The 12,913-nt window shown below is 38.4% G+C and carries 12 protein-coding genes; 9 read left to right on the top strand and 3 right to left on the bottom strand.

The genetic code is table 11. The features are described from left to right. Window positions 1-112: 112 nt before the first annotated feature. Entirely contained in the window at window positions 113-1,195 is a 1,083-nt protein-coding gene (locus ACGLXV_RS20345) for a GGDEF domain-containing protein (RefSeq protein ID WP_391560117.1), read from the top strand. 204 nt (window positions 1,196-1,399) lie between these two features. Next, window positions 1,400-2,269: a cation diffusion facilitator family transporter gene (locus ACGLXV_RS20340; protein ID WP_391560113.1), complete on the top strand. Its 870-nt coding sequence runs from the start codon at window positions 1,400-1,402 to the stop codon at window positions 2,267-2,269. Between the two features lie 22 nt (window positions 2,270-2,291). On the opposite strand, the gene ACGLXV_RS20335 is transcribed toward ACGLXV_RS20340, so the two are convergent. Beyond that, a complete protein-coding gene (locus tag ACGLXV_RS20335) occupies window positions 2,292-4,151 on the bottom strand; it encodes a beta/alpha barrel domain-containing protein (RefSeq protein ID WP_391560112.1) in 1,860 nt (619 codons plus the stop codon). 96 nt (window positions 4,152-4,247) lie between these two features. On the opposite strand from ACGLXV_RS20335, the gene ACGLXV_RS20330 reads away from it, so the two are divergent. The 5 genes from ACGLXV_RS20330 (at window position 4,248) to ACGLXV_RS20310 (ending at window position 8,354) form a co-directional block, all read left to right on the top strand. After that, window positions 4,248-4,451, top strand: a complete 204-nt coding sequence (locus ACGLXV_RS20330; protein WP_391560111.1) for a helix-hairpin-helix domain-containing protein — start codon at window positions 4,248-4,250, stop codon at window positions 4,449-4,451. Window positions 4,452-4,569: 118 nt separating this feature from the next. Continuing rightward, window positions 4,570-5,808: an ATP-binding protein gene (locus ACGLXV_RS20325; protein ID WP_391560110.1), complete on the top strand. Its 1,239-nt coding sequence runs from the start codon at window positions 4,570-4,572 to the stop codon at window positions 5,806-5,808. 55 nt (window positions 5,809-5,863) lie between these two features. After that, window positions 5,864-6,319 (top strand): 2-thiouracil desulfurase family protein, encoded by a 456-nt coding sequence (locus tag ACGLXV_RS20320; RefSeq protein ID WP_391560109.1) that lies wholly within the window; start codon window positions 5,864-5,866, stop codon window positions 6,317-6,319. A gap of 171 nt (window positions 6,320-6,490) precedes the next feature. Further along, entirely contained in the window at window positions 6,491-7,411 is a 921-nt protein-coding gene (locus tag ACGLXV_RS20315; protein ID WP_391560108.1) for an ABC transporter ATP-binding protein, read from the top strand. Continuing rightward, window positions 7,404-8,354: an ABC transporter permease gene (locus ACGLXV_RS20310; protein ID WP_391560107.1), complete on the top strand. Its 951-nt coding sequence runs from the start codon at window positions 7,404-7,406 to the stop codon at window positions 8,352-8,354. Before ACGLXV_RS20315 ends, ACGLXV_RS20310 begins: the two co-directional genes overlap by 8 nt. 25 nt (window positions 8,355-8,379) lie before the next feature. Here ACGLXV_RS20310 and ACGLXV_RS20305 read toward each other — a convergent pair whose 3' ends face one another. Next, complete coding sequence (locus ACGLXV_RS20305; protein ID WP_391560106.1) at window positions 8,380-9,459, bottom strand: thermonuclease family protein; 1,080 nt, start codon at window positions 9,457-9,459, stop codon at window positions 8,380-8,382. A gap of 140 nt (window positions 9,460-9,599) precedes the next feature. On the opposite strand from ACGLXV_RS20305, the gene ACGLXV_RS20300 reads away from it, so the two are divergent. Both ACGLXV_RS20300 and ACGLXV_RS20295 read left to right on the top strand, forming a co-directional pair. After that, the gene (locus ACGLXV_RS20300) at window positions 9,600-10,748 is read left to right on the top strand and encodes an acyl-CoA dehydrogenase family protein (RefSeq protein WP_391560105.1); all 1,149 of its coding nucleotides are present in this window, start codon (window positions 9,600-9,602) and stop codon (window positions 10,746-10,748) included. A 75-nt stretch (window positions 10,749-10,823) separates the two neighbouring features. Beyond that, window positions 10,824-11,444, top strand: a complete 621-nt coding sequence (locus ACGLXV_RS20295) for an NUDIX hydrolase (protein ID WP_391560104.1) — start codon at window positions 10,824-10,826, stop codon at window positions 11,442-11,444. Here the strand turns inward: ACGLXV_RS20295 and pdxR are convergent. Beyond that, entirely contained in the window at window positions 11,436-12,839 is a 1,404-nt protein-coding gene (pdxR, locus tag ACGLXV_RS20290) for a MocR-like pyridoxine biosynthesis transcription factor PdxR (RefSeq protein WP_391560116.1), read from the bottom strand. The genes ACGLXV_RS20295 and pdxR overlap by 9 nt on opposite strands. Window positions 12,840-12,913 lie beyond the last annotated feature (74 nt).

Raw genomic sequence — 12,913 nt, 5'->3', positions numbered from 1 at the left:
TAACCAAACATTGGTGAAGTAATTAGGTTAAACTTTATGGTAGAAAAGTAGTGTTTCATATTTTGCAATGATGAAAAATATGGTATGGTACTTTATGGTGATAAAATTGTTGATGATTAAAGATTTGTTTACGAATTTAGCTATTGTTGTTTCTTTACTATTCCTATACTCACATATCTTTTCGACGAGCCCTCTAACAAAAGACTCCACCTTTCTGAGAAAAATTTTGTTGGGTGTAGTTGGTGGGTTGTTTTCTAATATTCTCATGCAATACGGCATTCGAATAGATACAACAATCGTTGATCTAAGACATATTCCGATTATTTTGCTCGCGTTTTTTGGTGGTTCTTTGCCGGCTTTCATTGGGATGGTATTAGTCATTATAGGTCGTTTTTTTATTGGCGTGAATACCTCTGCGTATGCATCTGTCATTCTTATGGTTCTTATTACTTTATTTTCTATTTTGATTTCTTCACAAAGGATATCCAAGAAAAACAAGGTTATATGGATGCTTACGTTTTCCAATATTATTTTTACCTTTGTGATTATTTATTTAGTAAATGACCTTTCTTTACTAGTCAAATTGATCCCCCTATATTGGATCATTTCATATATAGCAGGTTTTCTATCTTTTTATATTCTAGATTTTATTAGAAAAAGTCAGTTTTTACTGGAAAAATATAAATCGGAGTCTACAACGGATGGATTGACGGGGTTAAATAATGTTCGGAAATTTGATGAAGTATTTAACTCATTGCTTAACGAATTGAATAAAAGTATTCAAAGTTTTTCTCTCCTTTATATTGATATTGATTTCTTTAAAAAAATAAATGATACTTATGGTCACTCGGAAGGGGACCTGGTTTTAAAGCGACTAGGAACGTTATTAACCGTTAGTACCAGAAACTTTGACATCGTTAGCCGGAATGGAGGAGAGGAGTTTACCATCCTTCTGCCGGATACTTCTGTCGCAAGAGCAATGGATATTGCGGAGCATATCAGAAAAACGGTTGAAAATACGGAGTTTCCCTTATCAGGTGGTGGAGTGATAAAGGTAACGGTATCCATTGGGGTCGCATCTTATAAAGATACAACGGACAACCCAAGCATGCTAATAGAGGATGCGGATAAAGCTTTGTATGTAGCGAAAAAAACTGGACGCAACAAAGTTTGTTGCCATAATTCAATAGATTAAATACCTTGAGCTCGGGACAAGTTTGTCTTGGGCATTTTTTATGTTAAAATTTACTTCTTCTTATGTAGTACCGGGAATTTTACCATGAGAAACAATTTTGGATATTCAACATTTATATAAAGAGATGAAAAAAGGTTGCTGTAGACCCACCCAACTTTCGATTGTTATCCTTATAAAGGAGGTTTTGGGCTCGGAGGTGTGAATATGGACAAAGAAAGATATGAACAGTTAAGGCTAGGCGAGCGTGGGGCAATGATCAGTATCGCTGCTTATATTTGCCTTTCTATAATCAAATTACTTATTGGATTTTCTGCCCAGTCTGAGGCGTTAAAGGCTGATGGGTTTAATAACTTGACAGATATAATTGCTTCAATCGCTGTATGGATAGGATTAAGAATGTCTCAAAAACCACCAGATGAAGATCATCCATATGGCCATTGGAAGGCGGAGAATATTGCGTCATTGGTTGCTTCTTTTATTATGGTGGCAGTAGGATTAAACGTATTACATAAAGCAGTTGTTTCAATCTTCTCAGATGAATTGGTGGTTCCAGACATGCTAGCGGCGTGGACCGGACTTCTATGTGCAATCGTCATGTATTTTGTCTATCGATATAATAAAGCACTTTCGCAGAGAGTGAAAAGTCAATCTGTACTCGCGGCAGCTAAGGATAATTTATCAGATGCATGGGTGAGTATAGGAGCAGCCATTGGAATAATAGGTTCACAATTTCAACTGCCTTGGCTAGATCCATTAGCAGCTATTATTGTTGGGCTTCTAATATGTAAAACAGCCTATGATATTTTTTATGATTCCTCTCATCAATTAACTGATGGGTTTGATGAGCAGCTAATTGAGGAATATAAGGAAAGCATTTTAAATACTACCGGAGTAGCCGGAATTAAGGATATTCGTGCAAGAAATTACGGAAATAATACAGTCGTTGATATTATTATCGTAGTAAACGAAAACTTAAATATCCGAACAGCACATGATATCTCTAGTAAAGTAGAAGAAAAACTAATTAGTGAATATGATGTATATAATGTACATGTTCACGTTGAACCAAGTTAAGAAAAGAAGAGGGTGCCCAAAGTTATTCATTAAGGACACCCTCTTTTTTACATAAATAGTCTTTTGAGCATATGATTCCTACTAAAAATAAAAATAGCGCAAAATAGGCAGGAAGTAAGTGAAGAAATGTGGTATAGCCGATGACAAAATGGGTAGCAATGCCAGAGATGAATGCAGGTGTTCCTCCAACTAAAAAGGTAACCCAAACCCATCTGTCTCCTTCATGAAAACCCCATAGTGAAAGCATTAGAACGAGTAAACCGACACTTAGCAAAGCACTGCCGAACCCAGCTCGATCATGGGCAATGACAGGTATGAGTTTATTCGTTATGGATTCAAGCTGTTCAGGTGACATACAAATATACACAAGGTCAGTTGCAACAAATACATTTGTGGCACCAATGATAGAAATTAACAGTCCCCCGATTACAAAGGATACCCCCAGAATCACAAAAGAAAGCTGTCCCCATAAACTTCTCCTCCAGGCATGATGATTTGTTAAATTCCGAGAGTAAGAGGTTTCCCGAATATGTTTTGTGTTTCGAAATCCTATAAAGAAGAAAGGAAAAAGGAACAGCCATAACAGCCCATGTAGCCAATCAAAATACCCGTAACCGATAAATAAGAGAATCCCGATAAAACCAGTAATTCCCCCAATATCAATTGCACGTTTGGCCCAATGATACCCTTTCCTTACACCATGCTTTGCCAGTTGCATATATAAAAAACCACCTGATATCATCGTACCGGCTAAGGTCATTCGATCATGAGTCATGAAGGAAAGAATTCTTGGATTGATTATTTGCAGTTGTTCACGACTTAGTTGGATAAAAGCTTCGTCATATGGAAGCATAACAACTGTCATACTGATCAGTAAGGTAATCACTCCTGCGATTAACATGATAAGACCGAAAAGCCAGTACGAAAGCCAACCAATATTCGAAGGGTGATTGAATTCTTCTTTTAGTAATCCTTCATTTATTCGTTTTGGTAAGCCAGGTCCAGCTAACACATACCCACCTGTAACCATAACCAAATCCGCTCCAGCTTCAAAAAAGGCAAAAGCGTCCTGTGGTTCATATATGCCACCAGAAATGATTACAGGAAAGCCTCTTGGAGTGTCCTTTTTTATCTTCTGAAGCGCTTCTAGCATCATTGGAAAGGAATGTTGAGGATATTCTCGATACTCTCCATTATCCTGAAACCTTTCTTCAATAATAATCCCGTCAATCCATTGCTCCTTTACAAAAGAAGAAATTGGGAATCCCAAACATAAATGAGCAGGAATTGAAAGTAGGATTGGTTTTGATGAAGAGACCCTCTTTAATTGTTTCCACTGTTCCTCGTGAAAAGAGTTCTCAAAGATAAAAATATCACCATATGGTATCAAGCTTTTAAGAAGATACTCACATTCTTGAAAGCTACTACTTTTTGAAATCCGGAAAAGTATTGGTTTTCTTGTATTACCTAGTGGTCCTATTTTAACAATGGTTTCTCTCAATCCAATCGATTCATCCCCAATCGGGAAGAGGATGTTTTGGCTTTTACGATCATATGTTGGAGCAACATTCGGATGCTGTGCTTCCAATGTTACAGGTCCAATTTCAATAAAACCAAAGCCAAGATTGGAAAAGGCATTTGTCCCAGAAAGCTGTGGATCAATTCGACCACTTAAACCAACAGGATTAGAAAATGAGAGTCCAAATAGCGTTTTTTGAAGATAGAGTGATGGTTTCATATGTCCCAAAAACTCAATAAGAGAAGGACCACCAGGAAGATTTGCAATTTTATTCATTCCCTTATGGATGAATTCACGCCCCATGGTTCCTGGCATTCGGAATAGCAGTGATTTGAAGAGAGGATGGTAAGACCAATCTGGCATAGTGTCACTTCCAATTTACGGTAGTTAATTATATTATATCATTAACTACCGTGAGATTAAGTAGGAACTAAAGAATGAGAGGAATAGGGGGACAAAATGATGAGTGGTAAAAAGACTGAGTTTCCTAAACTTGCCAAACCGGCTATAAGGGCATTAAAAGGTGCAGGTTTTTCCCAATTAGAACAATTGACTGAGGTTGAAGAAGAAGAACTTGCTAAGCTACATGGAATGGGCCCGAAAGCAATCGAACAGCTTCGATTGGCACTACTAGAAAGAGGATGGCAGTTCAGCACAAAATAAAACTAAGGATAAATATTTTTGGGATGTTTTACCATAAAAAATTTTTCAAAGAATTCAATTTTCCCCAATAATTTCTATGATATGATAACAGTAAAAAATCCATTATAGAGGCAAGCTTATGAAAATCTGGGGTCAAATCACTTTTGTATTTTTCACATTAGGAATAACCACTTACCATAATTTCTCTCATGGAGAGAGCGTCTTCACCGTCGAGCTCCTCTTCTATGGGGCACTAGCATGGTTCCTGGGAAGGCAGTATGATAAGGCAAAGTATTTTGAAAAGATTGCTAGAATAAGTGAGAAGAGTTATAAGAATTTATTAGACTCTCTACCTAGCACAATTATTATACATAAAGATCAGCGGGTCATTTACGTAAATGATCTAGCGGTTACCATGTTTCGTGCTCCTAATCGTGAAGCATTAATTGGTAAACCAACTTTAGAACTCGTTACGCCTAAGTATGCAGATCAATTGAAAAAGAGGACGAAAGCTGCATCAAGTGGAATTAAACCTTTGAAAAGCATTGAATACAAGTTGAAACGACAAGATGGAACTACGATGGATTTTGAGGTGTCATCACTAAAAATTATTTTTGAAGGTGTAGAGGCTGTTCTTTCTATTGGTAAGGATATTACGGAGAAGAATGAGCAGACAGATCAATTACTACAAAAATCAGAAAAACTCGCCCTTTTGGGACAAATGGCAGCGGGGATTGCTCATGAAATTAGGAATCCTTTAACTTCTATTCGTGGGTTCGTTCAATTGTTTAAAGGGGATCAAGATCAAAATGTGTATTATGATATCGTTCTATCAGAATTAGATCGGATCAATGGTATTGTAGGAGAGTTTTTATTTCTCTCGAAACCTACCACGACAGCGATGCAGGAGCGTGACGTAAAAAAGCTGATAAATGATGTTGTAACATTAATTCAAACTCAAACAATCCTTAGCAATATCCAAATAGGTATGGAATATGAAAGTAATCTCCCATATGTTTATTGTGATGAAAATCAGTTAAAGCAAGTATTTCTAAATATACTTAAGAATGCTACTGAGGCGATGCCAAATGGAGGAACCATTGACTTAAAGGTTAAAAAGGGTAAAGTAAAAGGAGTACTCATTCAAATCGCTGATCAAGGTGTGGGTATACCAAAAGAACGGATCCCGAAGCTCGGTGAACCTTTTTACACAACAAAGGAAAAGGGGACAGGGCTAGGTTTAATGACTTGTTATAAGATTATAGAGAACCATAAAGGTCAACTTCAAATAGAAAGTGAAGTAAATAAAGGGACTACAGTTCAAATTATCTTACCTTCTGCAAGTGATGTATTAAAAGAAACGGGCACAAGATTTTAAATGTTCAAGATAACGTTATAACCTGTCATATAAAAGTTGAGTCTTGGGGTGGAATATGATTGTCGTTAGTGCGTGTTTAGCAGGATTGCCAGTTCGATATAATGGGCTTAGCTCCTTAGAAGAAAAAATACATAAACTAGTAAGTGAAAAGAAAGCAATCACTGTATGCCCTGAATTGCTAGGCGGACTAGAAACTCCCAGGGAGCCAGCTGAAATTGTTGGTGGTAGTGGAGAAGATGTGCTGGATGGAAAGGCTAAGGTCATAGATTGCAAGGGAACGGACGTGACAGACGCTTTTATTAGAGGGGCCAATGAAACACTTGATGTTATCAGAAAAATCCAAGCAACAGTAGTCGTATTGAAGGAGAACAGTCCATCATGTGGAAGCGAGAAAATCTATGATGGTACCTTTACAGGTGAAAAAGTCGAAGGGCACGGTGTAACAGCAGCTTTGTTGATCAGAAACGGAGTACGAGTCATTTCGGAGATGCAATTTCTAAAAGAATATTAGAGGATGAAGAAGCGCATGGGTTACTCCTGCGCTTTTTTGCGTGTTAAAAACCAAGTTCTTCTCTTTTTACGTCTAAAGTCTTAGTTAAAACTACTGCGGGGGCTCGTGGGCTCTCCTTCTTTTTCCAAGTATGATAAATACAGATCATATGAGATGGAAGGTGTAACGTAGATGACAGGTATCGTTCAGTTACAAAATGTGACGAAGACTATTAAAGGGAAAACAATTATTGACTCTCTAAGCTTTGAAGTCAATAAAGGGGAGGTGTTTGGTTTTCTTGGACCAAACGGTGCGGGTAAAACGACCACAATCCGTATGATGGTCGGGTTAATCGGGATGACCTCAGGTGATATAAAAATCGGAGGCCATAGCATTCAATCTAATTTTGAGCAAGCGGTGAGTCAAGTAGGTGCTATTGTTGAGAATCCAGAGATGTACAAATTTTTAACAGGCTATGAAAATCTTATTCATTTTGCCAGATTGTCCAATCAAGTCAATAAAGAGAAGATTGATGAGGTCGTTAAGCTCGTTAACTTATCTGATCGAATCCATGACAAAGTTAAGAATTATTCACTTGGGATGCGTCAAAGATTAGGAGTTGCACAGGCACTTTTACATGAACCAGAAGTCTTAATACTTGATGAACCAACAAATGGACTTGACCCTGCAGGAATTCGCGAAATGAGAGACCATCTTAAAATGTTAACAAGAGAAAAGGGATTAGCCGTAATCGTTTCTAGTCACTTGCTTTCTGAGATGGAGATGATGTGCGATCGAATTGCTATTCTTCAAAAGGGAAAGCTTGTTGACGTCCAAACCATTCAAGATTTTAGAAATGGTGTTGACCAGGAGATTGAATTTGACGTTGCTCCAATTGAAAAAGCTCTAGCCATTTTTCAGACAATGGGTATTGCGGGACGAAGAGGTGAAACAGGTTTTACTTGCAGTATTAAGAAAGAGGAGATTCCATCCGTTGTAAATAGGTTAGCCAGCGAAAATATAGACATATTTGGAATAAAGGAAGTAACCAAATCATTAGAGGAACGTTTCCTTGAAGTAACAGAAGAAAGAGAGGTATCCCTCCATGCTTAAGTTATTACAAAATGAGTGGATGAAAATTTTTAAACGTCCAGGAACATTTGTGATGATGAGTCTTTTATTAGTAACCATTGTCCTTATGGGTGGAATCATTAAATACGAGAATCAAGATGTGAAGTTAAATCCGAACTGGCAGCAGGAAATCCAAACTACTATTGCTGAACAGAAGCAAAGTCTTGCACAGATGGAGAATGCTCCACAGGGGCAAAGAAAATATTTGGAGAAAAGTATTGCCATTAATGAATATCGTTTGGATCATAATCTCGCTCCGAATGGGGAATATGCTATATGGAGCTTTGTTCAAGATGCATCAAGTTTAATCCAACTAGCAGGATTATTTACAATTATTGTAGCAGCGGGAATCGTGGCGTCTGAATTTAACTGGGGCACAATCAAATTGCTTCTTATTCGACCAACCAGCCGGGCAAAAATCCTTTTAGCAAAGTATACAACTGTAATTTCTTTTGCACTACTTATGCTGACTCTACTATTTGCCTTTTCCACTCTAGTCGGATGGATCGCATTTGGAATGCCAGAACACGCAACACCTTATTTAAATTACTATGATGGCAAAGTAACGGAAGAATCGATGATTTTTCACCTGATTAAATTTTATGGATTAAACTCGATTAGCATGATTATGCTTTCGACCATGGCTTTTATGATTTCTGCAGTATTCAGAAACAGCTCACTTGCTATCGGATTGTCGATCTTCCTTATGTTTACCGGGGCTCAATTTACGAATTTAATTGCTATGAAGTTTGAGTGGGCAAAGTATATTTTGTTTGCGAACACAGATCTTATGCAGTATTTTGAAGGAATGCCAATAGTAGATGGGATGACATTAACTTTTTCTGTTCTCATGCTTGTCGTTTATTTTGTCCTTTTCCATAGTTTAGCCTTTTTCGTTTTCAAGAAAAGAGACGTGGCTGCATAGAGAAAATGACCACCATTTTGGGTGGTCATTTTCTTATCTTAATAAATCGAATTACTTCAACGATTAGGATAACTAGCACTAAGAAAAATAAAGCAGTATATATGGGGAATAGCAACAAGGCATTGACCCAAAGGTTTTTTGTCCACATTTTATGAATAAGAAGGGGTTCAATTCCTCTTTTCCTGCTGAAACATGGAAACATAAAAAAGAGAAATACTGTTGCTAAAGCAAAGACCCCTATTCCTGTGGAACCACTGCTTTGCTCTCTACCAATCGCTTGTGCTTGCTCCAAATTTTCCTCAGTGGAAGAGTCATTCTTTTCCGAACTGGCAGTTGCCGCTACTTCCTTAGAAGCATCCTCTTGAATATTCGCTACTTCTTTATTTACGGAGTACAATCCAACACCATTGGATTTGGCCTCGAGCATTGCCGCTTCGATGCGGTTTTCGTACTTATAGGTACCATAATCGTAAAAATCCTCGACTAAGCCAGCCTTCGTAATTTCCTCCTGGTGAAGCTTGCCATCAACAAACACCCAAGCTAACAACCGGTCATATTTGTCATAAAGGGAAGGTCCATCGGTTTCGATGGTTATTTGTCCTTTTTGTAACAAGGAACACGAGTAGTCACTTGCTTCTTTTCCGTAAGGTTCCTGTTCGTTCGTGCTTTCCGGTGTATCAATGTATAAAAGTCTGGTTTTATAGGAAGATCCGTTAATTGAAAATGTAGCAGTGTCACCGTCTGTACATTTTTCTAATGTGGCATTGTACGTCTTCCCTAATTCCAATGGAATATTTGTTGAAGTCGATGTGGAAGCAACCACACTTTTTGAAAAAGTATACCCTTCAAGGTCCACTTTGCTTTCGGTTAATCCACTCGCACATGAGTTACTATTATGCTTTTTAATTAAAGTGATGAGCTCTGACATATTGGTGGCGCTTTTAGCAAGCTCCGTTGGCTCATGTAATAAGTACACACAATCAGCTCTTCGGAAATGTCCTCCAAGCTCATCTCTTGATCCGTTATGCGCCAATGCCTGGAAAGGAAGGATGGACATAAGTACAAGGGTAATCATGATGGTAATAATCGGGGTCTTTCTAGTCAATAACGTTTCCTCCTAAATCTAGTTGCTATCAGCTAATATATCATAACGAAAGAAATGCTGAAATAGTAATAAACCTGAAGCGGAGGTAATAAGAATGAATTGACTTCAAGGTTTCATTAATGAAAGGGGGCTGCATTTCAATGAAAGCTTCTTTTTTAACAGATGATCATGATATGTTTAGAAAGGCTCTACACAAAATGCTTGAAAAGGAAGCCTATCCATCCTTTAAACTATGGGAAGACAAACGCCACATACCAAAGGAATTTTGGATCAAGCTTGGTGAAAATGGTTTTTTGTGTCCGTGTATTGATGAGAAATATGGTGGCTTAGGGTTGGATTTTTCGTATGCAATGATATTAATTGAAGAGCTAGAAAAGGTAGGACAGGGAGTTGCTAGCGGTATTTGTTTACACTCTGAAATCGTAAGCCCTTACATTGAGCAATTAGGAACGGAAGAGCAAAAGGAAAAATGGTTACCTGGCTTTATCAGTGGACAAATAATATCAGCCATTGCAATGACAGAGCCAGGTGCAGGTTCAGATTTAGCTGCCATACGAACGACGGCGAGAAGGGACGGAGACTTTTTCATCGTTAATGGAGAAAAAACATTTATTACGAATGGAACAGAAGCAGACCTTGTGGTGATTGTGTGTAAGACAGACTCGAAAGCTTCACCTGCTCATAAAGGGATTAGCTTACTTGTCGTGGAAGAGGGGACACCTGGTTTTAAAAGAGGTAAGAAACTAGATAAAATTGGTATCCATAGTGGAGATACTGGTGAGCTAATTTTTGAGGATGCAAAAGTCCCAGTAAGTAATTTACTTGGTGAAGAAGGAAAAGGCTTTTATTATTTAATGGAAAATCTACAGCAGGAGCGCTTAGTTGTCGCTCTACAATGCCAGATTGAAGCGGAAGTAATGCTTGAATTAACGATCGACTATGTGAAAAATCGCCAAGCATTTGGTCAATCGATAAGTAAATTCCAGAACACTCAGTTTAAAATTGCAGAAATGGCGACGGAAATTGATCTAGGAAGAGTGTATGTGAATCAGCTGGTCGAACGCCATGTGAATGGAGATTCGATTGTTAAGGAAGTGTCGATGGCCAAGTGGTGGATTAGTGAAATGGCCAAGCGCGTCGCAGCCGAATGTTTGCAGCTTCACGGCGGCTACGGGTATATGGAAGAATACGAGATAGCTAGGCGATATCGTGACATTCCTGTTGCCAGTATTTACGCTGGTTCCACGGAGATTATGAAGAATATTATCGCCAAACAGCTAAAGCTATAGTAGAGGCTTGAGGAAATCCTCAAGCTTTTTTTGTGATAATATGAATGTATGATTTCACTCAAGAGGAGAGTTGTTATGGAGACAGAATTGCTGCGGATTTTTAATGAAGAGCATGAACCAATTGGAGTTGCCACACGGGCTGAAATACATGAAAAAGGATATTGGCACGAGACGTTTCATTATTGGTTGATGGAGAAGGAAAAAGGGATCGATTATATATTTCTTCAGCTTCGAAGCCCAAAGAAAAAAGATTATCCGCACCTTTTAGATATTACCGCCGCCGGCCATTTACTTGCTAATGAAACAGTAGAAGATGGAATACGAGAGGTGAAAGAGGAGATAGGGTTGACTGTTCATATGGAGGAGCTGATATCTCTAGGAATCCTCAAGTATTCTGTTAAAATGGAGCCCTTACTAGATAATGAGTTGGCTCATGTATTTTTACATAGAAAAAATGTCCCATTCGATTCGTTTGTTCTACAAGAAGAAGAGGTCGCAGGTATATACCGAATGAAGTTTAAGGATTTTTCTGCTCTTTGGAGGGATGAAACGGAGCACATTCCAATGCAGGGCTTTGAAGTGGAAAATGGAGAGAGATATTTTTATGTAAAATTTGTTGGCAAGGAACAATTTGTCCCTCATGATCAATCGTTCTATCAGGCTTTAATCAATAAAATACAGCAGGAGCTAAAATAGCTCCCAAGCTGTATGTAGTAGGTTAATCCCGGTATAAATTTCGCTTTCAGTTACTCCACCATATCCGACCAATACCTTTGGCGTAAGCGGCAGGCTATTGCTGTCATAATAAACGGAAGTAGGATACACCCTAACGCCGACTTTTTCAGCATTGCTAATTAATTCGCTTTCGGTCATGTTGTTATGTACCTCGAGTAAAATATGTAATCCAGAATCAACTCCAATCACTGTTACGTGTTTTCCGAATTTCTCTGTGATAAGAGAGAGCAAGGTGGATTGTTTTCTTCTATAGGTGGTTCGCATTTTCTGTAAATGACGACTCCAGTGACCTTCTTTCATAAACAGATACAAAGTTTGTTGATGCAGTCTTGATACGGTCTGCTTATAAATGGAAAAGCGATTTTGATATCTTGAAAGAAGGGGAGGAGGAAGCACCATAAAGCTAATTCTTAAAGAAGGAATCAATGATTTTGAAAAGGTTCCAAGATAGATAACTCTCCCCTGATGATCAAGACCTTGTAGCGAAGGAATGGGTCTTCCTGTATGGCGAAATTCTCCGTCGTAATCATCCTCAATAATATAACTATCCGTTTCCTTTGCCCATTTTAATAGTTCCATTCTGCGTGAGATTGGCATCACCATTCCCAATGGAAACTGATGCGAGGGGGTCACATACACTACGGTTGCCTCACTGTCTCTCAAATCTTCCATTTTAATACCATCTTGATCTAGATTAATTCCGAGAAGTTTGACACCTTGGTCCTTAAACGCCTCCCGCGAGCGGTGAAAGCCCGGATTCTCCATTGCATAGACTCTTTCTCGTCCAATGAGCATCGATAGAAAGGTAACCATATATTGTGTGCCAGCGCCAATTAAGATTTGATTAGGTTCACATCTAACTCCACGCGATTGGTATAAATACTTGGCGATTTCGACACGAAGAGGGAAGTCCCCTTGCCGATCGCCACTTAATAAGAGATGGCTCTCATCTTCATAAAGGCTTTGTACAGTCAGTTTACGCCAGGTAGTAAACGGAAACTCATTTAATGCAATGTTTCCGTGGCCAAAATCCACTTTTATGGGATTTGCTTTAGGTACCTTTTGAGGGCTGTCACGTTCTTCGGTGTGTTCTTTTTCGATCGGTTGCATATCCATTTCCAGTTCAGTGACAAACAATCCCTTTCGCGGTTCACTTTTGACATAACCTTCCGCGATTAACTGTTGATAAGCTGTTTCAACGGTTGTTTGACTGATTCCCAAATGTATTGAGAGCTTTCTTTTTGAAGGCAATTTTGTTTCTGGAATCAGTCTCCCTTCAACCATTTCTTTTTTAAAAAAAGTATAAAGCTGTAGGTAAAGTGGCTCCGCATGATCTGGATCTAAAGTTACTGTAATTTCAAGGATATTTATCTCCTCCTTCTATTCAATCTGGCATGGTTAATTATAACATATCTGGCACTTTGGAGATG

This window comes from Robertmurraya sp. (genome assembly GCF_036676585.1).
Classification (GTDB): Bacteria; Bacillota; Bacilli; order Bacillales; family Cytobacillaceae; genus Robertmurraya_A.
This window is presented reverse-complemented; position numbering and strand designations above follow the sequence as displayed.